Genomic DNA, 24307 nt, shown 5'->3' on the forward strand with positions numbered 1-24307 from the left:
AAGTTAGCGTGTTAAATAAAATGAAATCCAGCGACGGGCGGGAAGAATGTTAGCGGGTACGGTCTACGGAGTGGTCCTTAACGATCGGGACGAACGCGCGAGGCTCGCTGAAGTCTTTGCGGCCCCTCCCTACAAGGCGCCGCCGGAAGCGCCTGTTGTCTACATCAAGCCGCGCAATTGTTTCGCGCGCTCGGGTGCTGAGGTTTTCATCGGCGATGAAGACGTTGAGGTTGCGGCAACGCTAGGTTTGCTGATCGGGCGTGATGCGGCTCGAACTGCGGCAGCGGATGCGCTGGCGCATGTGGCAGGCGTCTGCCTTGCTCTTGATGTCACGGTGCCGCACGAGAGCTACTATCGGCCGGTTGTACCGCTGCGTTGCCGCGACGGCTTTTTGCCGCTTGGGGATTTCGCCGCGTTCGCGCCGTCCATCCTCACCACGGAAATTGTGACCTCAGTAGATGGAAACAGCGTGCATCGCTGGGCGCCCACGCGTCTCGTGCGCGATGCCGCTACGCTGATCGCCGATCTCTCCGCGTTCATGACCCTGGCGGCAGGCGATGTGCTGCTCATCGGTCTTCCATATGATGCGCCATGCGTACGGGCGGGCCAGAGCGTAACGGTGACATCGGGATCGCTTCCCACATTGAAGGCGCAGTTCAACGCAGGAGACGCCTGGTGAAGCGCGCACGGATCGCACATGAAGGCCGCGCGCTGTGGGTGGAGGTCGTGGAAGACGGCGAAGTGCTCCGCCTGCCGGATGGTGGAAGCGTGAAAGCCGCGGACGCCGTCTGGCTACCGCCGGTCACACCGGGCGCAACCATCTTCGCGCTCGGCCTTAACTATGCCGACCACAACAAGGAACTCGGTTTCCAATCCAAGGAGCCGCCGCTGGTGTTCCTGAAGGGCCCGAACACGCTTTCCGGCCACAACGGCACGACTTTGCGTCCTACCGATGCAAACCAGATGCATCCGGAATGTGAACTCGTCGCCGTGATCGGCAAGCCTGCACGCAGCGTATCAGTCGTTCGGGCACTCGATCATGTTTCCGGCTATACGATCGCCTGCGACTACGCCGTGCGCGAGTATCTGGAGAATTATTACCGTCCGAACGCGCGCGTGAAGAATCGCGACGGCGCGACGCCGCTCGGACCATGGGTCATGGATGCCGCTGATATCGCCGATCCGCAGGCGCTTGCGTTGAGAACGACGGTGAATGGCAAAACCGTGCAGGACGGTTCGACCGCCGACATGGTGATGAGCGTCGCCGGGCTGATTTCTTATCTGTCAGCCACGATGACCTTGATGCCGGGCGACCTCATTCTCACCGGTACGCCGCAGGGTGTTTACTACTGCGAGGCCGGCGACAGGATCGTCTGCGAGATCGAGGGCATTGGCAGGCTTTCCAATAGGCTGGTCGGGGACAAGGCAGCATGAGCCTCTACCAACTGAGCAAGCTGCTCTACGAGCTTAATCGGGACGACACGCTGAAGACTCGATTCCGTGCCGACCCGCGCGATATCGTTTCGGGCTATACGCTCAGCGAGGAGGAGCGGGAGGCAATCCTCCGTCCCGATATCGGGCTGCTTTATGTGCTCGGTGTCAACGGCCAGATCCTCATGCACTTCGCGGCGCTCTGCGGGATCGAATGGTCGGACTATCTCCAGCGGATGCGGGACGGCGTGAAGCAGCACGGACCTGTTCGCGCGGGCATTTACGCCATGACCACATCCGTTGACGAAAAGATCGCGGGAGCTTGAGATGAGCCTTGTTTTCAGCGGCGTTTGCAGTCATGCGCCTGGGATCACCGGTCGCGCGGCGCGTGCACCGGCGGACCAGAAGGATGCACTTTACGCCGCTTTCGACGATATGCGCGCACGGCTCCAGACAGCAAAGCCCGATGCGATCATCGTGATCGCGGCAGAGCATTTCGCGAACTTCTTCATGAACAACATGCCCGCCTATGCGCTAGGCATGGGCGAAAGCTACGAAGGGCCGATCGAGGACCCCGAATGGCTTGCGATTCCAAAGCGCAAGGCGATGGGCGATCCATCGCTTTCGCAGCGCCTCATCCGCGAGGTGCAGCAGACGGTAGATGTCGCCTTCTGCGAGGAATGGCGGTTTGATCACGGCATCATGGTGCCCCTGCATTTCCTCGATCCGCACAACGAACTGATCGTCATCCCGGCGAATATCAATTGTCAGGGGCCGCCGCTGACACCGCTGCATCGCGCGTGGGCCTTCGGTGAGGCACTACGCCGCGCGGCAGACGCAGTACCGGAACGCATAGCCCTTGTCGGCACGGGCGGCATCTCGCACTGGCCGGCAACGCCGGACAGCGGCCGCATCAACGAAGCATGGGATCGGGATTTCCTCGATCGCTGGTCGCGCAGCGACAAGGATGCGATGCTGGCCTATACGGACACCGAGACCTATGCCGAAGGTGGTCAGGGCGGTTTCGAAATCCGCACCTTCATTGCCGCTGCTGCGGCGGCGGGCGGCAAGGGAGCGGTGCATCATTATCAGCCGATTCCGATCTTCGCCGTGGGCTGCACGATCGGTACACTGGAGATCGTCTGATGGCGCATGCGATCGTGGAATGGACCGCAAACCTTGCGGATGAAGCCGATATCAAGGGACTTCTTGAACTGATCGCAGCCAACATGCGCGATTCCGGCGGCGTGTTCCCATGGGGCGGTATTCGTGTACGCGGTATCCGCATTGATGACTATGTGATCGCAGACGGTGCAGTCGACGATGCCTTCGTGAACATCACCGTGAAGATGGGGGCAGGGCGCAGCGTAGAGTTCAAGCGCGAATTCTTCGGGAAACTGTTCGAGGCGGTAAAGACGCACTTCGCCACGCTTTACGAGCGCCGCTACCTGGCCCTGTCTCTGTATGTGGAAGAAGCCGACGAGGCGGGCAGCTTCAAGCACAATAATATTCACAAGCGATTTAGAAAGGCGGACTGATGCCGCTCGATCCATCCATCATTGAAGCTTGCGCGGTACAGCTTGATGAAGCCGAGCGCACGCGGACGCAGATCGGCCAGTTCTCGCTGGCTTATCCCGACATGACCATCGATGACGGCTACATGATCCAGCGCGCATGGGTTCGCCGGAAGATCGCTGCGGGGCGCACGCTCATTGGCCACAAGATTGGCCTCACCAGCCGCGCCATGCAGCGCTCCTCGAATGTGAACGAGCCTGATTTCGGCGCGCTTCTCGATGACATGCTGTTTGAAGACGGAAACGATATCCCCTTCTCCCGTTTCATAGAGCCGCGTGTGGAGGTGGAGCTTGCCTTCGTACTCAAAAGTCGCATCGAGGGACCGAACTGCACGATCTTCGATGTTCTGAACGCGACCGACTACGTGGTGCCGGCCATAGAGATCATCGATGCACGCATAGAGCGTCTGGACCGAAACACGGGCGTCACGCGCAAAGTGTTCGACACGATTTCCGACAATGCCGCGAACGCGGGCCTTGTTCTTGGAGGTAGGCCAGTAAAGACGGACGCAGTGGACCTGCGCTGGGTTTCTGCGCTGATTCATCGCAATGGCGTGATCGAGGACTCGGGTGTTGCTGCCGCCGTTCTCGGGCATCCGGCAAAGGGCCCGGCATGGCTCGCAAACAAGCTCGCGCTGCACAGTGAAAAGCTGATGCCGGGCGAGATTGTTCTTGGTGGCAGTTTCACCGCGCCTGTGTTCGCAAACGCTGGCGATAGTTTCCATGTCGATTTTGGACCGATGGGTTCGATCTCCGTGAGGTTCGCATGAATCCCCTGAAGGTAGCACTTGGGGAAGGCCGAACGCAGATCGGTCTGTGGCAGGCGCTCGCCAATCCTTACACGGCAGAGATTTGCGCGGGGGCCGGGTATGACTGGCTCCTGTTCGACGGGGAGCATGCCCCAAACACCCCGCAAACGCTCCTCGCGCAGCTTCAGGCCGTAGCCCCTTATCCCGTGGAGCCGATCGCGCGTCCGCCAGTTGGCGATCCCGCCATCATGAAGCAGTACCTCGATATCGGTTTCCGCTCGCTTCTGATCCCGATGGTCGAAAGCGCGGAGCAGGCGCGTATGCTCGTTTCGGCGACACGGTTCCCGCCGCGCGGCATACGCGGCGTTGCAAGTGCGACGAGCCGTGCATCCGGCTTCGGATCCAACCCCCGTTATCTGGTGGATGCGCATGAAGATATTTGTCTCATCGTCCAGATCGAAAGCCGTGCGGGGCTCGATGCGATCGAAGAGATTGCAGAGACAGACGGCGTTGATGCCCTGTTCATTGGCCCCGGAGACCTTGCCGCGGCCCTTGGGCACCTCGGCGGCGCGGATCATCCCGACGTGCAAGCCGCCATCAGCGACGCGCTCGCGCGAATAGGAAGGACCGGCAAGGCTTCGGGAATATTCGCCTTGTCTGTCGACGACGCAAAGGCAAGGATCGCTGCGGGCGCTTCGCTGGTGTCGATCGGAACCGATATCGGGATTCTGATGAAGGGTGCGAGAGGCTTGAGAGCCTCGATTATCTAAACGCGCACGAAGTCCCTCAAGCAAACCGGCGCGCCAGATCGCTGCAGCTTTCGCTATATTGTCTTTATAAGTTTAAAAGAACATTATTGCCATCTTCGAATCAGGCCATAAGAGGAGTTCGTTTTGAGGATGCTGCGCCTGCATCGTTATCTGAGCCTCACAGTCGCGGGAATCTGGCTCTTGCAGGCAGCGACCGGCTTGGTGCTGAGCTTCCATCGCCAGCTCGAAGATGAGTGGCTTGGCGTATCCGGTCACCGGGTGAACGCCGAGGCCGTCGATACGGCTATTGCGCGCGTAAGTGCCCAATACGGGACAGTGGAAGAATTGTTTGCCGGAGGCGCGCAGCCCGGGCGTTTCGATGTGCTGCTGCAACACGAAGCGGAGCGCCAGACGCGCGTTTGGATCGATGGAGCGGACGGTCGCATTCTGGGGAGCGATCTCTGGGAGGGGCCGCTGAGTGAAATGGAACCCCTGCACCTTGCCTATCTGTTTCACAACGAATTCTTCTCTGGGCCACTCGGCAAGCGTTTCGTCAGTCTGTCGGGTTTTCTGCTCCTGACGAATCTCGTGCTGGGCTTGTGGCTGGCTTGGCCGGCTCGGGGGCGCTGGAAGCAGGTATTGTTTCCCCCGAAAACGCGCTCACAATCCTCGTCCGCAATGCTGCTGCATAGGTCGATCGGTTTCTGGTTGGCGCCGATCGCCATCTTCATCGTCCTTTGCGGCACGCTGATGGTTTGGCGGGGCGAGATCGAGAGAGGGCTTGGTATCGCACCACCAAAGCCGGAGGTGGCGGAGACGGTAAAGCCCGTTGTCATTCGCCCGACCACGGCAATTCGGGCGGCACAGGCGCGTTATCCGGACGGAGAGCTTGCGATCCTCGTGATGCCGACGCCGGAGCGGCCATGGTATCTAATCCGGCTGACGCGGCCTTCCGAACTTCGGGCCACGCTTGGCACGACGATTGTCTATGTGGACGCCGCTGACGGCACCGTTCTTGCGGCATGGAGCCCCGAGGAGGGGCATCCGGTCGCGGCTGCGGTCGATTCCTTATATGCTCTGCATACGGGGGAATGGGCAGGGACTGCAGGGCGCCTGCTCACCTTTTCGGTCGGCCTGTGGCTGATCGCTCTGACCGTTTACGGCTTCCGGCTTTGGCTCATCAGGCGTCGACGTGCATCAACCCTATGAAGTCAGGGTCGGCGTATCGCTCGCGCGCATCAAATGGCCGCGCATCAGAACGGCAGCGAGTTCCTGATCACCGCTTTCGATCGCGCGTAGAAGATCGAGATGCTCACGAATGGATTCGTGAACACGTTCGATACCAAAATCCCAATTGTAGTTAAGGAAGCGGCGCAGTTTGTTCTGCTGTTCCATCGCCTGGATGAAGTAGCGATTTCCGGAAGCCTCGGCGAGGCCGAGATGGAATTCGGCGTTCATCTCGTAGAATTCAATGGCCAGCGTATCGCGCCACCTGCGTTTGTGAAACTGTTCGTGTCGATCCCGCATGTCCTCAACCCACTCCGGTGTCGCACGAAATTCCTTTTGCAGAAGGATCGCGGGTTCGATGACGATGCGGAACTGATAACTTTCTTTCTGCGTCTGCGTGGAATCGATCGACGGAAGGAATGACCAGCCATTTCCCGGCTTGCGCTCTACAAGGCCTAACGCTGCGAGTTGTTGCAGGACACGCACGACGATAGGCAGTCGTGCATCAAACAGGCGCAGCAACTCCTGCTGCGTGCACGTGCTTGGCAACCGCCCGTTGAGATGCGCCTGCGCGATGGCAATGAAAAGCTGATTTTCCTCTTCGTCCGTCTCACCGGCGGGCGGCGGCTCGTCGACGGCCTTGGGAATGGAAGCGACCGCAAAACCGCGGTTAGGCCGATACTCGACAATGCCGTCCTGTGCCAGAAGCGCCAAAGCGGCGCGGATCGGTGTTCGTGAAACGCTGAGGTGCGAACACAGATCGGCCTCGACGAGATGATAGCCGATCGCGTAGCCGCGCGCGCGGATCAGCGCGGCGATCTGCGCAGCAAGGTTTTGCTGCAACTTGCTAGGTGCAGTCGCAGATACCGGTGCCGAACGTGCAGCGTTCGCCATGATCCTCCACTTGCCTCCGGAACTGATCGTCCTGTTGTTCCGCTGTTATTCTTTCGTTTCCCACTCGGCAACTGCTCTTAGCTCATTGTTGTTCCAGTCAAACGGACCGAAAGATAGGCTTCGAGCCCTTCGCGTCCGCCTTCCGAGCCAAAGCCGCTGTCCTTCTTGCCACCGAAGGGGGTTTCCGCAATCGTGATGCCGTAACCGTTCAGACCAACCATGCCCGCCTCGATCCGCTCGCCGAGTGCCGCGAGCCTTCCTGGGCTGCCCGAAAAGGCATAAGCGGCGAGCGCGTAAGGTAGACGGTTCGCTTCCGCGACGGCCTCATCTTCGCTGTCGAAGGGGTTGACGATGGCGACAGGGCCGAACGGCTCGTCATTCATGATAGCGGCATCGACGGGCACCTCGGAGAGAATCGTCGGTGCCATGAAGTATCCGGCGTTCGTGGAGGCGTGCGCACCGGTCCACAAACCCGCGCCCTTTCGCACGGCATCGTCGACAAGCGCGGACAAGGCCTCCGGACGGCGTGCATGTGCGAGCGGACCCATCGTGGTTTCAACGCTTAGTCCGCTACCGAGACGGATAGCCGAGGCATGTTCGCGAAAGGCCTCATGGAAGGCCGGATAGGCATCCCGCGCGACGAGATAGCGTGTCGGCCCGATGCAGACTTGCCCAGCGTTTCGGAATTTCGTTGCTGCCGCAAGGCGTGCTGCGCGCACGATATCTGCATCTTCCAGAACGATCACGGGTGCGTGGCCGCCGAGTTCCATGGTGACGGGCTTGATATGGTGGCCTGCCATCTCGCCGATGAGACGACCCACGCGCGTCGAGCCGGTCAGCGAAATCTTGCGAATGAAGGGCGAGGCGACAAGGCGCTCGGAAATCATCGCCGGATCACCGAACAGCACATTCAGAACACCGGCTGGCAGGCCCGCATCGGTAAGAGCGTCTGCGATTGCAAGTGCGGTCGCCGGCGTCTCTTCGGCGGGCTTGATGACGACCGTACATCCGGCGGCAAGCGCAGCGGCAATCTTGCGCACGGGAGAGGTCGCAGGAAAATTCCATGGCGTGAAGGCGGCGATCGGACCGACCGGCTCATGGTCGACACGGTACGAAACGTCATGTGTTCGGCCTGGAATGATGTGGCTGAAGACGCGGCGGCCCTCTTCGGCGAACCAGTCGAAGAGGTCCGCTGCTGCCGTTAGCTCGGTTCTGGATTCGGCAAGAGGTTTTCCTTGCTCCAGCGTCATGATGAGGGCGAGCGAATCCAGCTTGCCGCGAATGCGTGCGGCCGCACCACGCAGCACCTGCGCGCGCTGATGAGGCGGCGTCTTGCGCCAGAGCGGGAAGGCCCGCGAAGCTGCATCTGCGGCGCGGTCGACATCTTCGGGCGTGGCGCACGCCAATTGGCCGAGCGGGGCTTCGGTTGCCGGGTCGACCACCGGAATCTTTTCCCGCTCGTTCCGAATCTCTTCGCCGTCGATGCGCAGTGACAGACGATGCGCGGGATAAGCGTCTCCGCTCATGCAATCGTGCCAATCGCGTTGCGTAGCGTGCTGAAGATTCGATCGATTTGCGCCGGTTCGGCGACGATCGGTGGGGAGATCATCAGCGTATCTCCGGTTGTACGGATCAGTACGCCAGCCTCGAAGCAGGCGGCATTCACCTGTTGGGCGCGAACGCCGGGTTTGCCGGGTTCCGGCTCGAGATCGATGGCGGCCAGAAGACCAATGTTGCGCACGTCGCGGACACAGTTCCGATCAGCGAGATCATGTGCGGCATCTTCGAACATCTGTTCGATGCCGAGCCCACGTGTCCACAAATCCTCCTTGTCGAAAACGTCCATTGTGGCGAGTGCTGCGGCACAGGAAAGCGGGTGGCCGGAATAGGTGTAGCCGTGCGAAAATTCGATCGCGTCTCGCGCGCCGTTCATCCATGTGTCGTAGATGAAGGGGCGAGCGATTGTCGCGCCGATCGGCGCAGCGCCATTCGAAAGGCCCTTTGCGCAGGTGATGATATCCGGTGTCACGCCGAAACGCTTTGCCGCAAAGGTGGAGCCGAGGCGCCCGAAGCCGGTGATGACTTCGTCGAAGATCAGAAGAATGCCGTGCTTGTCGCAGATCTGCCGAAGCCGTTCGAGATAGCCGCGGGGCGGCGCAAACACGCCGGTCGAGCCCGCCACCGGCTCCACGATGACGGCTGCGACCGTCGTTGGATCGTGAACGGCGAGAACGTTTTCGAGATCGTTGGCGAAGTCTGCTCCCCACTCCGGAAGTCCCCGCGAAAATCCGGATTTCTGCGGATCATAGGGGTGCCGCATGTGGGAAACCTGCGGGAGCAGGGGCTCGAAATCGCGGCGGTGACGGCCGATGCCGCCCACGGAGAGACCTGCCCAGCCCATGCCGTGATAGGCGCGTGCTCTGCCGACGAAGCGCGTCCGCGACGGTTCGCCGCGCGAGCGATGATAGCCGCGTGCGATCTTGAGCGCTGTGTCGACAGCTTCCGATCCCGAATTGCTGAGGAAGACGTGGCCTTTCCCCTCGGGCGCCTTTTCGGAGAGGCGACGGCAAAGCTCGAAGGCGGCCGGATGTCCCATCTGGAACGACGAAACGAAATCCAGCGTTTCGGCCGCCGTCTTGATCGCATCCGTGATTTCTCGGCGGCCGTGGCCAGCATTCACGCACCAAAGCCCGGCAATGGCATCCAGAATCGGCCTGCCGTCGGTCGTGGTGTAGAACATCCCTTCCGCAGACGAGAACAGCCTTGGGGCCGCCGCGAATTTCGCGTTCGCAGTGAACGGCATCCAGTAACTGCGCAGGGACTCGGCGTTGTTCATTTGCTTTCCTTGAGAGTGGGCGCACTCGCGGCATCGAGGCTGTCGCGTAGGCGCAGCCAGGCGCCGCCGACGCCGACATAGACATGGCGCAGCCAGTGGAACGGGATGCGCTTCAATGGTGTGACCGGGATCGGCAGCGCGCGTTCGTCACCGCTCGTGAACATTTCGGCGAAGGCCTCGCCGATCGCAGTGCACCAGGCGACGCCCTTGCCATTGCAACCGAGGTGAGCATAGGCATCTGGGCCGAGGCGGATGATCCGTGGCAACCGGTCTGCCGTGATGCAGACTTCCCCGCCCCAAGCATATTCCAGCGGATGATCCGCAAGTTCGGGATAGAGACGACCGAGCGTCTGCCGTTGGAAATCGAAATCGTCTATCGAGGCAGGTGTTCTCGCGCGCCCCTTGCCACCGACGATGAGGCGCCCCGCCGCGTCGGTTCTGAAATAGCGCAGAACCCGGCGCGTGTCAGACACTGACTGGTCGCCGGGGAGGATATGCGCTCTGAGCTCTGCCGAAAGAGGCGTGGTTGCGATCTGGTATGACCAGACGCGTAGAAACGTCTGGCATAGGCCCGGCCAGAGCGCGTCCGTCGTTGCGTTTGTTGCAAGCAGCAGCTTGGGGGCGGTTACATGCCCGTTCGCGGTCGATACGCGCCACGCTGCGCCCGTCCGCGCCGCGGACCGGACGCGGGAGCGCGCGTACACCGTAGCTCCGGCAGTGCGGCTTGCGCTTGCCAGGCCGCGTGTCAGCGCCAGCGGTTGCACCGAGCCACCGCGCATGTCGATCCAGCCGCCGAGATAGCCGCGCGTGCCGGTTGCAGCGATAAGTTCGTCGCGGTCCAGGAACCGGACAGGGGCACCGCGCTTCTGCCAAGCATCGGCGCGTACCTTTGCGTCGGCAAGCCCTGCTTGTGTATCGGCGACCTGTATCTTGCCTGAGCGGACGGCTTCACACGCGATGCTGTTTGCATCGATCAGATCGAAACAGGCATCTGCCGCCGTGCTGCCAAAATCATGCGCACGCCGTGCGGCGGCCTCTCCATAGGCGGCATTCAGATCTTTCATGAAGTGGCGGAGGCCTGGAATGACCTGCCCGCCGCTCCGCCCGGAAGCGCCTTCACCCGGCTCTCCGGCTTCGAGAACTGCGACCTTCTGCCCCCGGCTGGCAAGCGCGAGTGCCGTGGAAAGGCCGGTAAAGCCCGCCCCGATGATAACCACATCCGCGTCTGCACTGCCGGAGAGTTCAGGGAAAAATGCGCCGGGCGGCGCGGTTGCTGCCCACAACGGAGCATTGATCGCCGCAACACTGCTGTTCGCTGTTGCTGCTTCTGCCGCCCTCATTGTGTCCTGCCGATCATGCTCATCGTGTCTTTGCTATAGAATTGCTTTTTTGTGTTGTAAAATGCATTTTGCTTTCTTAGACCCTGTCAACGTCAGGAGGGGACGTCTCATGGTTCAGGGCTTTTTCATCGATGTTTCCGGTTCCCCGGAAGCGCGCGCCCATGCCTATGGCGTCCAGGCTGCGGATCGCATTCGGCGCGGCATCGGCCATTATTCCGAACAACTTTCCGCGTTCAATGTCGACTCGGCGCGGCTGGACTTGCTCGTTGCTCACTACCTTCCCATCGTCGAGGCGTTCGACGAGGCCTATGTGGTCGAGATGCGGGCGATCGCGCGCGGTGCCGGCGTTTCCTTTTCCGAGATCATGTTGATCAATGCGCGCACCGAACTGCTCAAGATCGCCGCGAATCCCGAAATGGAAAAGCGCTTCAAAGCGGAAGCGCCCGATGGCTGCACGGCAATCGTCGCCGGCCCGGGTGCGACCCGGGATGGCAAAGTGATCCATGCACACAACTGGGACTGGAAGGCGGAATGTGCCGAGACTTCCGTCGTGCTCAGGGTACGCCGCGACGACGGGCCTGATTATCTGACCTTTACAGAAGCCGGTGCACTCGGACGTTTCGGGCTCAACAGCGTGGGTCTGGCGACGGCCGGGAACTATCTGGAATGCGAGCGCGACTATCGCGACCTCGGTGTGCCGCTGTCGCTCATCCGCCGCAAGATTCTGGACCAGACGCATATGGCGAAGGCGGTCGAGGCCGTCTGCACGCGCAAGTCGGCGTCAAACAACATCGTGCTTTCAGACCGGGACGGCATGATCCTCGATTTCGAGTGTGCGCCGGATGAGATGTTTCACGTGCCGGCCGCGAACGGGCTCATGATTCACGCAAACCATTGGCTCTCTTTGGCGGCGCAGGTGAAGCTCCGGAATACGGGCGCGCGTGCGTTTCCGTGCAGCTACCAGCGGCAGGTACGCGCTGAGGGATTGCTCATGCCGAAGCTTGGGTCGATTACGGTCGAGGATATCCGCGAAGTGCTTCTCGATGGTTACGGCTCGCCGTGGTCGATCTGTCGCCCACCGCGGCCGTCGGCGTTCACCAATCTCAGCGCTACGGTTGCGTCCCTCATCATGGATCCGACTGAGGGGACGATGGAAATCGCGATGCTGCCTGCGCTCGCGCCTGAATTCACACGCTACAATCTGCACGGCGTGCGATAAAAGCAAAGCGGGACGAGCTGATCATGAAACGCATCGCACTCACTGTCCTGGCACTGATCGTGGCCTTGGTGGCCACGTGGTTTGCACTTGCCCCGGAAAGCAGGGGCACGGGGCATGGCGGCTTTCTGATTTCACGGCTCAACAGTGATATTATTTCCACAGAACCTGGCGATCAGCGCGACGAAAATACCGACAGCGTCCTTATGCATGTCGGCGAAGGCCTCGTGGGGTTGCGGGAAGACGGTTCGGTCGGTCTGCTCCTCGCAAGTGCCGTCAAAATCTCCGAATATGGAAAGGTTTACGATTTCACGCTGCGCAGCGGTGTGCGCTTCCACAACGGCGCCCCGCTATCCGCCGATTCGGTCGTGTGGTCGCTCCGCCGCTATCTCCGCGAGGACAGCGACTGGCGTTGTCGCTCCGACCTCACGGGTGGAATCGCCGATATTCTGGAAGTCAGTGCGCTCGACGCGACTCATGTGCGGATCACGCTCGCCGCTGCCGCGCCGCTGCTACTGAAGACGCTTGCCCGCATTGATTGTGCTGGCGCACCTGTTCTGCATCCCGATTCGGTCAATGCGGACGGCAGCTGGAACCGGCCGATCGGAACCGGCCCCTTCCGCTTCTCCCGACATGTTCCGAACCAGTATGTGGAACTGCTGCGCTTCGATGAGTATTCGCCACTCTCAGGGCCGATGGACGGAAACGTAGGCAACAAGAAACCGTTGGTGCCCGGTGTGCGCTTCCTCATCATTCCGGACAGTTCGGCCGCGGCCGCGGCGCTGATGAGTGGTAGCATAGACATCTATGATGGCGTCAATCCGAACGAAATGGATGTTCTGGAGAAGACTGACGACATCCGCATCGAGTCCGTGCCGCTGATGGATGTCTACGCCCTCCTTTTGCAGACGCGGGACCCGCTGCTCAAGGACGCGCGCCTTCGCAAGGCGATTGCACTTTCCATCGATGTCGGTGGGCTTGCAGTGGCGGTCAGCAACGGCACCGCGGGCGCGAACAGTTCGATGGTGCCGGTTCCAAGCCCATTCCACAAAGGCGCGCACAAGGCGCTGATCCAGCAGAATCTTGCGGAGGCGCGTAGGCTTGTCGCCGCATCGGGCTATCGCAGAGAGCCGATCACGTTGATCACGAATCGTCGCTATCTGCAGATGTTCGATGCTGCCGTTCTGATCCAGGCTATGGCACGTGACGCTGGAATCAACTTCGAAATTCAGACATTCGACTGGGCGACGCAGCTCGATCACTACAGCGAAGGCACGTATCAAACGATGACCTTCGCCTATTCCGCACGCCTCGATCCCAGCTTCAACTACGGCTCCGTGATCGGCAACAAGGACGACGAACCGCGCAAGGTCTGGGATGATCCGGTTGCGGCCGACCTGCTGTCGAGATCCGCTCAGGCGACCGCGGCCGCCGACAGACAAGCCGCATTCGATTCTCTGCACACGCGTATGCTCACCGAGACACCGCTCGTCGTCACCTACAATCCCGCGCACATCATCGCCACGCGCGCAGGGGTTGAAGGTGCGCGTTCGTGGCCCGCGGTTCAGCAGCGACTTTGGGGTGTATCCAAAAAATGATGGCGGGACAGACAGGAAAGAGAGCCGCGTCATGCTGAGCTATCTCGCAAAAAGGGTGCTTGCCGCCATCCCGACGCTGCTTCTCGTGGGTGTCGCCGTTTTCGTGCTGGTTCGTCTGGTGCCGGGTGATCCGGCTCAGGTGATGCTGGGTGATAGCGCCGACGAGGAAAGCCTTGCCGCTGCGCACGCCGCGATGGGACTCGACAAGCCGATTTTTACGCAGTTCACGATCTGGGCAACGAATGCGCTGCAGGGTGATTTGGGCACCTCGCTCATGACCGACGAGTCCGTGGGGACGCTTGTGCTCGATCGCTTCGCAGTCAGCGCACCGATCGTGTTGATTGCGGTGGCGCTTGCCACCATCGTTGCCGTGCTTCTCGGCCTGTGGGCAGCGCTGCATCACGGGAAAGCCGCCGATCTCGCAATCGTGACGGGCGCGACTGTGCTACTCTCGATTCCGACGTTCTGGCTGGGTCTGATGTTGCTGCTCGTCTTCGGGCTCAAGCTCGGATGGCTTCCCGTCGTCGGCTATGTTCCGTTTTCAGAAGACGCGCACGAGGCGATACGGTTTCTCGTGTTGCCTTCGATCGCACTGGCACTCGTCGAAGCGGGTGTTCTTACACGGATGATGCGTGCCAGCGCCGTTGATGTCTTGCGGCTCGATTATGTGCTTCACGCGCGCGCCAAGGGGCTCGACGACGATACGGTTCTCGCGCGGCATGTCTTTCCGAATGCCTTCGCACCGACATTGACACTGGTCGGTCTCATACTCGGCAATCTTCTCGGAGGAATCGCGGTGATCGAAACCGTTTTCACGCTTCCGGGGCTCGGGCGGCTGATGGTCGACGCCGTCCTTGCCCGCGACTATCCGGTCATTCAGGCCTGTCTGCTCTTCACGGCATCCATCTACATCGTCGTCAATCTCGTCGTAGACCTCATCTATCCGGTCTTCGATCCGCGGATCGTCAATCGATGAGCCGCGCCATGCTTTCGATATCCCGGCTCAATCTCTGGCTAGGAGGCGCCGCTGCGCTGGCGCTTGCTGTCGTCGTTATCCTCGGCGCGAACCCGTTTGCCCAAGATCCGTTTATGGTGGACCTTGCGCTGAGGCTCGGCAAGCCTTCCATGCAGCACTGGTTCGGCACGGACGAATTCGGACGCGACATCCTTGCCCGCACGGCGCACGGCGCGCTGATCAGCAGTGGTATTGCACTTTCCACCGTGCTGCTGGCAACAGCGGTCGGCGGCGCGATCGGTGTTGTTGCGGGCTTCCTGCGCGGCTGGGCGGACAGGGCCTGGATGATCCTGATCGATGCGCTTCTCGCCTTTCCCGGGATCCTGCTCGCACTGGCGCTCGTTGCCGTGTTCGGTGCAAGCCGGTGGGGAATCATCGGGGCGTTGACCCTCGCCTATATCCCGATCGTCGCCCGCGTGGTGCGCGGCGCGACGCTTTCCCTTCGCGAAAAGGAGTTCATCGAGGCTGCGCGTGTTTCGGGAGATGGTGCGGTGACGATCATGCTGCGCCATGTGGCGCCCAATCTCGCGGGCCCGGTGCTGGTTCTGATGACCAGCATGTTCGGGTGGGTCCTGCTGTCGGAAAGTGCGCTCAGCTTTCTGGGTGTAGGCATTTCGCCGCCGGCGCCGACGTGGGGGAACATGCTTGCGGCGGCGCGTCCCCATCTTGATGTCGCACCCCATCTCGCGATTGTTCCGGGCCTGTGCATCACGGCGGCGGTTCTCGCGGTCAATCTGCTCGGCGATGCGCTGCGCGACTATCTTGATCCGAGGAGCCGGCTTTGAACATGACACCTTCGGCCCTGGAGATTAGCGGTCTGTCCATCGCGAGCAGTGATAAGCTGCTGGTGAAGGGCGTGAACCTTGGCGTGAAGCATGGGGAAATCCTCGCGCTTGCCGGCGAATCCGGCAGCGGAAAATCGATGACCGCGCGGGCCGTGGTCAGTTTGCTGCCGCCGGGCGTTCGACGCCTCAGCGGTAGTATCCGGCTTGGCGGCGATGATCTCACGGCGATGGCGGATACAGATCTTCGCAAGGTACGCGGCAAGCGGGTCGGCATGGTGCTGCAGGAGCCGCTGTCATCGCTCAATCCGGCTATGCGGATCGGTGATCAGTTGGTCGAAGCGCTCCTCTGGCACGAGAAGCTCTCGCGGCGCGAAGCGAGGCAGCGCGCGATTGCGATGCTTGAGCGCGTTCGAATCGGTGACGCAGAAGCGCTTCTGCGTGCCTATCCTCATGAATTCTCTGGCGGGATGCGACAACGCATCATGCTCGCTTCGGTCTTTCTGCTGAAACCCGAACTTATTATTGCCGATGAACCGACCACAGCCCTCGATGCCCTCGCGCAGCGCGAAGTGCTCGATCTGATGGTTGAACTGGGCCGCGACAGCGGAGCCGCTGTTCTGCTCATCACGCACAATCTCGCGCTTGCAAATCGCTATGCCGATTCGCTGGCGGTGATGAACAATGGCGATATCGTCGAAAGCGGGCAGGCGAGGGTGGTCCTCGCGGCGCCGGCGCAGCCCTATACGCGAAAACTGGTCGAGGCTGTGCCGCGCAGGAGCGAGATTGCAATGCCTGCGCCTCGCGCAGATGGCGATCCTCTTCTTTCCGTTCGTGGCCTGTCGGTGGAGTATCCGGCGCGCGGTGGAGCATCCGTAGCCGCAAAGCGCGCGCTTGATGACGTGTCCTTCGACGCATGGAAGGGGGAGTTCATCGGGGTCGTCGGCGGCTCCGGGTCTGGCAAGACGACTCTTGGGCGTGCGATCATGGGGCTTGTCAGTCCTTCGTCCGGTTCTGTCCGTTTTGTGGGCGAACCGCTTTCCATGCCGCGCAGCCCGGCGTTTCGGGCACGAACGCAGATGATCTTTCAGGATCCCTATTCATCGCTCGATCCGCGGCGCAAGCTGGTAAATGCCGTGGCCGACCCGTTGAGACACGAAGCGGATCTGTCTGCGGCCGAACGCCGCGACCGCGCCAACGCACTTCTCGAGAAGGTTGGACTCGGCGGTTTTGGCGAACGTCTTCCGCATCAGCTTTCGGGTGGTCAGCGCCAACGTGTAGCGATCGCGCGTGCTCTCGTTCGCGAGCCCGATCTGGTTGTTGCGGATGAACCGACCTCGGCGCTCGACATGACGATCCAGGCGCAGATTCTGGTTTTGCTGCAAACGCTTCAGGCGGAGCGGGGGTTCACGTGTCTGTTCATTTCGCATGACCTTGCGGCAATCGAACAGGTCGCATCGCGGGCGTTGGTGATGGACGGTGGGCGGGTCGTTGAAACCGGTGATGCCGGGATGATTTTCGCGCATCCGGCACATCAGTTCACGCGCGCTCTCGTCGAGGCGTCACCGCGTTTTTGATGTGATTTAAAATGTACTATTGACAATATAAAGACAACAATATTTTCTTGCGTTGAAAAATGCATTCATAGGTTGCCGGAAAAAAGGGGGACAACTGTGATCAATCGTAAAACGGTTCTGATATCTGCGACGGCCCTGTCGCTATCGTTTGGCGCGAGTGCTGCGTTCGCGCAGGACGCGGGATCGCCGCAGCTTGAAGAAATCGTGGTGACGGCCGACAGGTCCGATAGCTTCGGCGCTGATTTCCTGCAGGCTGGCACGTTCCGCAACGGTCATCAGATGGATACGCCGCTGACCGTCAGCGTCATCCCCGAAAAACTGCTGGAAGCCCAGCTCGCCACTTCGGTCCTCGATGCGCTGCGCAACACGCCGGGCGTGACGACCGCGTCCATCAATGCCAGCGTCTACAGCAACCTTTCTGTTCGCGGCATTCCGGTGGAGAACCGCGGCAACTGGCGCTTGAACGGCAGCCTGCCGATCGTGAACCTCATCGACCTGCCGCTGGAAAACAAGATGCGCGTGGAAGCCCTGAAGGGCGCATCGGCGCTCTACTATGGTTTCAGCACGCCCTCGGGCATCGTCAATCTTGTCTCGAAGCGCGCGACGGCTGATCCTGTCACGTCCTTGCGCGCCTTCGGCAATATTCACGGGCAGGCCGGCGGTCATGTCGATATTGGCCGCCGGTTCGGCGACTTCGGCGTTCGCGTCAACGCTCTTGCTGCGAACCTCGAAACCGGCGTGGCGCGCACCGAAGGACACCGCTGGTTTACCTCCGCAGCTATCGACTGGGAGCCGAGCGATTCCTTCAGCCTTCAGCTCGACGGCGAGTATATCTACAAGACACTCACCGAACCGACGACACTTCGCCCTTATACGCAAAGCGGCGTGTTGACCCTGCCGCCGATCATTTCGATGAAGCGGAATGTCGGATCGCAGTGGTTCAAGTCGCCGGCGCGTGAGTACAACCTGCTGGCACGTGCGGAATACAAGATTTCGCCAGCCTGGGCGCTCACCCTCAATGCCGGCGTTTCGAACCTGAAGCGTGATCGTCGCTTCTCGGATTTCCGGTTCACGAACCCCACGCTTGCCAATCCCACGCTCGGGCCCGGTACGCTGACGGTCGAGCTCGCCAACGACAACAGCTATGAGAATGTGTATTTCCGCGGCGAGATCGCGGGTACGTTCGATACAGGACCGCTGCGTCACGAGATCATAGCCGGCGCAAGCAGCAACCGTCGCGATGCCATCAATCCGCGCGTGCCGACGGTCGCGTTCGCGCAGAACTATTTCGATCCGGTCGTTGTGCCGGAAACGCCGATGCCGGCGCGAGCGCTTCTGAACACGTCCAAGATCGAGGATGTCGGTCTCTATGCGTTCGACCGTGTGTCCTATAACGATTTCGTCTATTTGACGGTCGGTATGCGCTACACCGATTTCAAGGATGACACGCGTAACTTCTCGGCAGCGGGCGTGGAAACGAGCCGCGTCACCTACGAGACCAAGCCGACATCATGGTCTGCGGGCCTCCTCGTGAAGCCCGTGTCGTGGATCAGTGTATACGGCACCTATATCGAAGGTCTGGAAAATTCCCGCGTCGCGCCCGCCGGCACGATCAATGCCGGTGAATCGCTTCCGGCCGCGGTCAGCGAGCAGAAAGAGTTCGGTATCAAGGCGGAGTTCGGTCGCTTGATGGCGACGGCCGCCTATTTCGAGATCGAGCGCGGCTCATCGTTCACGAACGCCGACAACAGGTTCGTTCTCGATGGCCTTGCCCGCTACAAAGGTGCCGAGTTCAGCCTGACCGGCGAAATCGTACCGAGCCTGTCAGTTTACGCGTCGGCGCTCGTGCTCGATACCGAGCAGATCAGCGGCAGCACCAACATCGGCAACGATATCGAGAACGCCCCGAAGTTCTCGGGCTCACTGTTCCTCGAATATGATCTCCCGGTCGTCGAGGGGCTGGCGGTGTCCGCGGGCGTGTTCCGCGTCGGTAAGCGCTACGGCAATGCGGCCAATGCCTATCAGGTTCCCGGCTACACGACCTTCGACGTCGGCGCGAGCTATACGACCGAAACGCTGATCGGCAAGGAAACCACGTTCCGCGTCTATGCGGATAACGTGACCGGCAAGAAATACTGGGCATCGGCCAGCTCGAGCCTGCTCGCGCCCGGTCTACCGCCTTCGGTGCGGTTCTCCATCGAAACATCATTCTAACTCAGGGTAGGGGACAGTTGTTATGCTTATGAGAAAAATCTGGTGCGGTCTTGGTGTGGTCGCGCTCAGTGCGGGTACGGCGGCCGCTCAGTCGGGTGAGGCTGGCGAGGCGGGTGAAGGCGGCGAGGCCGGCACTCCGGCGGCTGTTGCTGCCGAGAATTATTTCGGTGCGACGCACAAGCCTGATTATCCGTTCGCTACGGCACTCAAGAAGGTTCTCGCAGGCGAAAACGGCGAAGGTGGTATCGGCTTTTCCTCGGGCGGGAAGCAGTTCGTCATCAACGCGCTGACCGACAAGCAACTGAAGGCATCGCTCGTGGGCAACACGGTTCGCAAGGATCAGGCCGTGGCGCTTTATTTCGGTGCCGACGGCAAGGTCGAGGGCTGGAAGCGGGACTGGGCGAAGGCGGACATGAAGGAATGCCCGACGGCACTCGGTGGCAACTATGAAATCGAGCACGGTATTTGCTACACCGCTACCGTAAATCCGGTTGTCGGCTCGTATGAGATCAAGAATGGAACTGTCTGTATGCCTGCCTATTCGGGCAAGGCCGCGGATGGCCGAGGCTGCTACTACTTGGGCTTCATGGGCAAGTATGTCATCATTGGCGATGGAAAGCGCATGTACGGAAGCGGCAAGGATCTCGTTCCCGGCAAGGAGCTTGCTGCATTCCAGCCACATCTTCACTAAGGTGTGACGAATAAAGGATCGTCGGGGGCATCGTATGATCATCTGTATTGGCGATGTCCTTGACGGTTCGAAGCTTGAAAGCATCCGCGCCCTTGCGGCACGTGGTGGTTTCATGGATGGCCGTGGAACTGCCGGGGGTGCGGCAAGCACTGTCAAAAAGGTGGACCAGCTTCCGGGCACCGATCCGGCCTATGCTGAAATCACGGCTATTGTTGCAGAGGCGGTCAGTCAAAACGAGGTTGTTGCAGCTTCTGCACTGCCCCGTCTCATGTCCCGACTGCTGATCAGTCGTGCAGGACCGGGCATGGGCTACGGCCCCCACGCGGATAATGCGGTGATGGGGGATCCGCCGATCCGCACCGATCTCGCCTTCACGGTCTTCATCAATGATGAAGACAGTTACGATGGTGGTGAGTTGGTCGTGTCGGACGCGCAAGGCGACCAGGTCCTGAAACTCCCCGCCGGTGCAATGGTGCTCTATCCGGCGACGACGATACATCGGGTAAACACGGTGACGCGGGGTGAGCGCCTTGTCGTGGTCGGCTGGATACAGAGCCTGGTACGGGACCCGCGCGTTCGGGAAATGCTGCTCGACCTCAGTATTGCGGAGCGGCAGCTTCTGGAAACGACGGGCAAAGGCGAGGCTTTTGACCTCATCGCGAAATCACGGTCCAACCTCTTGAGGTTGTTCGCAGAAACCTGATACGCTCGCGCATGGCGGCGTATCCATCAAGGAAGCCGTTCCATGAAAATCCAAATGGCCGTCGGGTTGGCCGTGGCCGCTGTCGCGATCATCGCTGCTGCTCCGGGCGACGACACACCTCAATTCTCTCCGAACGATTGGCTGCTCTCGGTTCCCGATCCGGATGATCGTGCACGCCTTTTGCAGAAGCAGATGCGCGGGTTCGACCAGCCTATGCTTGAGGTCGGCGAACGCTACCGTTCGTTCAAGGAAGCACTCGGCCGGGGTAACTATGACCTCGCCGCCTATCAGTGGCGAAAGATCCGTGTCACCATAGAAAACGGCATCGAAAAGCGTCCGGGTCGAGCAGAAAATGCGCGGCAGGTGTTTCTTGATGCGACGTGGGACGAAGTGCGTACAGGCGTCGAAAGCAGCGATCCTGTGAAGGCCGTTGCCGCATATGAGCTTGCCAACTCATCTTGTCAGGCGTGCCACGTCGCCGAACAGGTCGATTACGTGAACGCGCAGGTCCTGTTCGAAACGCCGCCCTTCAAGTAAGGGCGGCGACCTTTACGCCGCCGCCGTGATCGTTTCCCGAAGCATCTCGACCATCGTATCGATTTCCGCTTTCTCGACGATGAGGGGCGGAGACAAGGCAATGATGTCGCCGGTCACGCGGATGAGCAACCCGCGCTGGAAGCAATCCGTGAATACGTCGTAGGCACGGCTGCCCGGCGCACCTTCGCGCGATGCGAGTTCGATACCGGCGACGAGACCGATCGCGCGAATGTCCGTGATCGCCGGCAGATCGCGCAGGCTGAAAACAGCCTCCTTCCAGTACGCTTCGAGCTCTGCCGCGCGTGTGAGAAGGCCTTCCCGCGCATAGATGTCGAGTGTCGCCATGCCCGCCGCGCAGGCGACCGGGTGGCCCGAATAGGTGTAACCGTGGAACAGCTCGATGGCGGACTCTGGGCCTTGCATCAGGGCATCGTGAACATCCCGCGAGCAGAAGACCGCGCCCATCGGCACCGCGCCGTTGGTGATGGCCTTGGCGGTCGTCACGATGTCGGGCCGAACACCGAATTTCTCCGTTGCGAACGGCGTGCCGAGCCGGCCGAAACCCGTGATCACTTCGTCGAATATCAGCAGGATGCCGTGGCGCGTCGCGATCTCGCGAAGCCGCTCCAGATAGCCCTTCGGCGGCAGCAAAACGCCGGTGGAGCCCGCCATGGGTTCGACGATCACCGCCGCGATCGTTTCCGCACCGTGCAGGCCGACAAGCCGCTCGAGGTCGTCGGCAAGATCGGCGCCATGTTCCGGCAGGTCCGGCGAAAAGGCGTTGCGCGCCGGGTCGTGAGTGTGGCGCAGGTGATCGACGCCGGTCAGCGTCGGGAAGACGCGCCGATTGTTTACGAGACCGCCGACGGAAATGCCGCCGAAGCCGACACCATGGTAGCCCCGTTCCCGGCCGATGAAGCGCGTGCGCGTGCCTTGCCCGATCGCGCGCTGGTAAGCGACGGCGATTTTCAGGGCCGTATCGACCGATTCCGAGCCGGAATTGGTGAAGAAGATGCGGTCGAGTCCCGCAGGTGCGATCTCGCCGAGCCGCTCGGCAAAGCGGAACGCGATGGGGTGTCCCATCTGGAAAGTGGGCGCATAGTCGAGCGTGCGGAGCTGTTCGCCCACGGCCTCGGCGATTTCGCGTCGGCCATGACCCGCATTGACGCACCAGAGGCCTGCAGTGCCGTCCAGAATACGCCTGCCATCGTCGCTGCGATAATACATGCCCTCTGCTTCCGCGAGCAGGCGCGGCGCAGCCTTGAACTGCCGGTTGGCGGTGAACGGCATCCAGAAATTATCGAGGGCGGCGGTATTGGTCGGCATGTGTTGTCCTTTCTCAAGCACTCCAACACTCCGGGCGGGTTAAAACAAGGCGTTTTCTTTGTGCTTTGCTCTACGCGCGTTTCGGCGCATTGAAGGCGAGGTGTTGAGTAGGGTTCAACAACGTGAACGCAGGGAGGGAGCGCGGTGTCGGAAGATATAGGCGTTGGGTGGCGACTGCGTCATGTGCGACATGCGGCGGGCCTCTCGCAGCGTGTCCTTGCGAAACGCGCGGGTATCACGAACTCCACGATCTCACTCATCGAGGCGGATCGCGCCAATCCGTCGCTCGGTGCGCTGAAGCGCATTCTCGATGCGATCCCGGTCGGCCTGTCGGAGTTTTTCGCGTTGGAGCGGGAACCGGACGACGCGACGTTCCACGCGGCAAGCGACCTGATCGAAATCGGCAAAGGGAATGTCTCGTACCGCCAGGTGGGGCGATCGATGACGGGGCGCAAGCTGCAGATGCTGGACGAACGCTACAAGCCAGGCTCGGATACAGGCCGCATCCTGCTGAGCCATGACGGCGAGGAAGCCGGAATTGTCATTTCAGGCCAGATCGAAGTGATAGTCGGTAACGAGAGGCGCGTCCTCGGCCCGGGCGACGCTTACAGCTTCGAGAGCCGGATACCGCATCGTTTTCGCTGCGTAAGTGCCGAGCCTGCGCGTGTCGTCAGCGCCTGCACGCCGCCGACGTTCTGAACTGAGCGTATCTCTCAGGGCCAGAAATCTTCCCCGCCCCGGCGATCCGCATAGGCTTTCGCGACAGCCTGCGCCGTTTCGACGAGGCTGGTGATGATCGGGATCGTGGGCGGCGTCTTGTAGGACGCGTACATCGCCCAGGGCGGGAAATTCTCCTTCACCTTGATAACGGCAAGGTCGCCCGCCGCGATCCACGGCCGGGCGAGCAGCACGGGGACCGGCATCACGCCGAAGCCGAGCGCGACCATCTGGATTCCGGTGCCGGGCGAGTAACCGCAGGAGATGCGCATCGTCTTCGGATCGTCGGGCGAATAGTTCGGATTGTGGCGCTTCAGATACTCCACCTGCCACATGTACCCGGGGGTCGAGGGCGGCGGCATGATGATGGGCAGCTCGCAAAGCTGCTCGATGTTCATGGGCTTGTCGATCTTGAACTTGCGCGGGTTTGCGAGCCATTCGATGCGATAGTTGCAAAGCGGGGCGTTGACGATGCGGGGCTCGTCGATGCCGTTTGCAATGAGCGCAATGTCGATCTCGTCGTTCATCAGCATACGGCTGAGATTGGGCGCGCTGTCGGTGATCATGTCGAACTGGTAATCAGCGAACGTCGTCGTCAGCATGGAGACCAGATCGGGCATCCAGCTGAGACTGATCGCGTCGGACGCACCGATCCGCAGTGGGCGTCCGAGGACATTGTCTTCCGACGCCACCGATTTCAGCTCTCTTGAAAGCTGCACGATCTGCTCGCAGCGATCGAGGATACGCCGACCCGCCGGCGTCAGCTCGAAGCCTTTGACATGGCGCTCGTAGAGCGTGACGCCGAGCAGTTCCTCGAGCGCGACGATCCGTCCCGAAACGGCAGGCTGGCTCGCATGGAGCTTTTCGGCTGTCCGGCTGAAGCTCTTCAGCCGTGCCAGCCAAAGGAAGGTTTCAAGAAAGCGCGTGTTCATGCGGGCATTCCGTTCGGTACAATGTCTTCGCACGCATGGTAGCCGCCTGCCCGCGAACATCCAGCCGGAGCAGCACAGGCCCGTCATCGTTTCTTCCGATGGATTTCGATCAGGCGTTGCTGGCGTGGTCCGAAAGCCCCGGTTTTCTGCGCCTATTGCAATTGCTGATCGGATTTCATCGGAAAATCGCGTTGGCCGC

Annotated in this window: 24 protein-coding genes; 18 read left to right on the forward strand and 6 right to left on the reverse strand. The window is 60.9% G+C overall.

The features are described 5' to 3' along the window. Positions 1–46 precede the first annotated feature (46 nt). The 8 genes from ACFQ00_RS11495 (at position 47) to ACFQ00_RS11530 (ending at position 5712) form a co-directional block, all read left to right on the forward strand. The gene (locus ACFQ00_RS11495) at positions 47–679 is read left to right on the forward strand and encodes a fumarylacetoacetate hydrolase family protein (protein WP_381490620.1); all 633 of its coding nucleotides are present in this window, start codon (positions 47–49) and stop codon (positions 677–679) included. Continuing rightward, the gene (locus tag ACFQ00_RS11500) at positions 676–1434 is read left to right on the forward strand and encodes a fumarylacetoacetate hydrolase family protein (protein WP_381490623.1); all 759 of its coding nucleotides are present in this window, start codon (positions 676–678) and stop codon (positions 1432–1434) included. Before ACFQ00_RS11495 ends, ACFQ00_RS11500 begins: the two co-directional genes overlap by 4 nt. Beyond that, entirely contained in the window at positions 1431–1757 is a 327-nt protein-coding gene (locus ACFQ00_RS11505) for an aromatic ring-opening dioxygenase subunit LigA (RefSeq protein ID WP_381490626.1), read from the forward strand. The genes ACFQ00_RS11500 and ACFQ00_RS11505 overlap by 4 nt, the downstream gene beginning before the upstream one ends. 1 nt (position 1758) lies before the next feature. Next, complete coding sequence (locus tag ACFQ00_RS11510; protein ID WP_381490629.1) at positions 1759–2577, forward strand: DODA-type extradiol aromatic ring-opening family dioxygenase; 819 nt, start codon at positions 1759–1761, stop codon at positions 2575–2577. Beyond that, entirely contained in the window at positions 2577–2969 is a 393-nt protein-coding gene (locus ACFQ00_RS11515) for a 5-carboxymethyl-2-hydroxymuconate Delta-isomerase (protein ID WP_381490632.1), read from the forward strand. The genes ACFQ00_RS11510 and ACFQ00_RS11515 overlap by 1 nt, the downstream gene beginning before the upstream one ends. Next, positions 2969–3775 carry a 2-oxo-hept-4-ene-1,7-dioate hydratase gene (gene hpaH / locus ACFQ00_RS11520; protein WP_381490635.1) on the forward strand — a complete coding sequence of 269 codons (807 nt, stop codon included), beginning with the start codon at positions 2969–2971 and terminating at the stop codon, positions 3773–3775. The genes ACFQ00_RS11515 and hpaH overlap by 1 nt, the downstream gene beginning before the upstream one ends. After that, positions 3772–4524: an HpcH/HpaI aldolase family protein gene (locus ACFQ00_RS11525; RefSeq protein WP_381490638.1), complete on the forward strand. Its 753-nt coding sequence runs from the start codon at positions 3772–3774 to the stop codon at positions 4522–4524. Before hpaH ends, ACFQ00_RS11525 begins: the two co-directional genes overlap by 4 nt. Before the next feature lie 129 nt (positions 4525–4653). Further along, on the forward strand, positions 4654–5712 hold the full coding sequence (locus tag ACFQ00_RS11530; protein ID WP_381490641.1) for a PepSY-associated TM helix domain-containing protein: 1059 nt from the start codon (positions 4654–4656) through the stop codon (positions 5710–5712). On the opposite strand, the gene ACFQ00_RS11535 is transcribed toward ACFQ00_RS11530, so the two are convergent. The 4 genes from ACFQ00_RS11535 to ACFQ00_RS11550 form a co-directional block, all read right to left on the reverse strand. Continuing rightward, a complete protein-coding gene (locus ACFQ00_RS11535) occupies positions 5707–6624 on the reverse strand; it encodes a GntR family transcriptional regulator (RefSeq protein ID WP_381490644.1) in 918 nt (305 codons plus the stop codon). The two genes, ACFQ00_RS11530 and ACFQ00_RS11535, sit on opposite strands and share 6 nt — an antisense overlap. Positions 6625–6701: 77 nt before the next feature. Next, on the reverse strand, positions 6702–8150 hold the full coding sequence (locus ACFQ00_RS11540) for an NAD-dependent succinate-semialdehyde dehydrogenase (protein WP_381490647.1): 1449 nt from the start codon (positions 8148–8150) through the stop codon (positions 6702–6704). Next, the gene (locus ACFQ00_RS11545) at positions 8147–9460 is read right to left on the reverse strand and encodes an aminotransferase class III-fold pyridoxal phosphate-dependent enzyme (RefSeq protein WP_381490650.1); all 1314 of its coding nucleotides are present in this window, start codon (positions 9458–9460) and stop codon (positions 8147–8149) included. The genes ACFQ00_RS11540 and ACFQ00_RS11545 overlap by 4 nt, the downstream gene beginning before the upstream one ends. Further along, positions 9457–10677, reverse strand: a complete 1221-nt coding sequence (locus ACFQ00_RS11550) for an NAD(P)/FAD-dependent oxidoreductase (RefSeq protein WP_381490653.1) — start codon at positions 10675–10677, stop codon at positions 9457–9459. Before ACFQ00_RS11550 ends, ACFQ00_RS11545 begins: the two co-directional genes overlap by 4 nt. Here ACFQ00_RS11550 and ACFQ00_RS11555 point away from each other — a divergent pair. From ACFQ00_RS11555 to ACFQ00_RS11595, 9 genes are all read left to right on the forward strand, one after another. After that, positions 10667–12019 carry a C45 family autoproteolytic acyltransferase/hydolase gene (locus ACFQ00_RS11555; protein ID WP_381490656.1) on the forward strand — a complete coding sequence of 451 codons (1353 nt, stop codon included), beginning with the start codon at positions 10667–10669 and terminating at the stop codon, positions 12017–12019. The two genes, ACFQ00_RS11550 and ACFQ00_RS11555, sit on opposite strands and share 11 nt — an antisense overlap. Before the next feature lie 23 nt (positions 12020–12042). Beyond that, positions 12043–13614, forward strand: a complete 1572-nt coding sequence (locus ACFQ00_RS11560; RefSeq protein WP_381490659.1) for an ABC transporter substrate-binding protein — start codon at positions 12043–12045, stop codon at positions 13612–13614. A gap of 31 nt (positions 13615–13645) precedes the next feature. Continuing rightward, positions 13646–14590, forward strand: coding sequence for an ABC transporter permease (locus ACFQ00_RS11565; protein ID WP_381490663.1), 945 nt, complete (start codon positions 13646–13648; stop codon positions 14588–14590). A gap of 8 nt (positions 14591–14598) precedes the next feature. Next, a complete protein-coding gene (locus ACFQ00_RS11570) occupies positions 14599–15414 on the forward strand; it encodes an ABC transporter permease (RefSeq protein WP_381490666.1) in 816 nt (271 codons plus the stop codon). 2 nt (positions 15415–15416) lie between these two features. Continuing rightward, positions 15417–16988 (forward strand): dipeptide ABC transporter ATP-binding protein, encoded by a 1572-nt coding sequence (locus ACFQ00_RS11575; RefSeq protein ID WP_381490669.1) that lies wholly within the window; start codon positions 15417–15419, stop codon positions 16986–16988. A 96-nt stretch (positions 16989–17084) separates the two neighbouring features. Next, positions 17085–19202: a TonB-dependent siderophore receptor gene (locus ACFQ00_RS11580; RefSeq protein WP_381490672.1), complete on the forward strand. Its 2118-nt coding sequence runs from the start codon at positions 17085–17087 to the stop codon at positions 19200–19202. A 22-nt stretch (positions 19203–19224) separates the two neighbouring features. After that, complete coding sequence (locus tag ACFQ00_RS11585; protein WP_381490675.1) at positions 19225–19893, forward strand: hypothetical protein; 669 nt, start codon at positions 19225–19227, stop codon at positions 19891–19893. 34 nt (positions 19894–19927) lie between these two features. Continuing rightward, positions 19928–20596, forward strand: a complete 669-nt coding sequence (locus ACFQ00_RS11590) for a Fe2+-dependent dioxygenase (RefSeq protein WP_381490678.1) — start codon at positions 19928–19930, stop codon at positions 20594–20596. A gap of 42 nt (positions 20597–20638) precedes the next feature. Beyond that, positions 20639–21133: a hypothetical protein gene (locus tag ACFQ00_RS11595; RefSeq protein WP_381490681.1), complete on the forward strand. Its 495-nt coding sequence runs from the start codon at positions 20639–20641 to the stop codon at positions 21131–21133. Between the two features lie 12 nt (positions 21134–21145). Here the strand turns inward: ACFQ00_RS11595 and ACFQ00_RS11600 are convergent, their stop codons facing one another. Continuing rightward, on the reverse strand, positions 21146–22459 hold the full coding sequence (locus tag ACFQ00_RS11600; RefSeq protein WP_381490684.1) for an aspartate aminotransferase family protein: 1314 nt from the start codon (positions 22457–22459) through the stop codon (positions 21146–21148). A 144-nt stretch (positions 22460–22603) separates the two neighbouring features. Here ACFQ00_RS11600 and ACFQ00_RS11605 point away from each other — a divergent pair, with 144 nt between their 5' ends. Next, entirely contained in the window at positions 22604–23158 is a 555-nt protein-coding gene (locus ACFQ00_RS11605; RefSeq protein WP_381490687.1) for a cupin domain-containing protein, read from the forward strand. 14 nt (positions 23159–23172) lie between these two features. Here the strand turns inward: ACFQ00_RS11605 and ACFQ00_RS11610 are convergent, their stop codons facing one another. Beyond that, the gene (locus tag ACFQ00_RS11610) at positions 23173–24108 is read right to left on the reverse strand and encodes a LysR family transcriptional regulator (protein ID WP_381490690.1); all 936 of its coding nucleotides are present in this window, start codon (positions 24106–24108) and stop codon (positions 23173–23175) included. Between the last annotated feature and the right edge of the window lie 199 nt (positions 24109–24307).

It is taken from the genome of Sphingosinicella xenopeptidilytica, assembly GCF_042676985.1.
GTDB lineage: Bacteria > Pseudomonadota > Alphaproteobacteria > Sphingomonadales > Sphingomonadaceae > Sphingosinicella > Sphingosinicella xenopeptidilytica.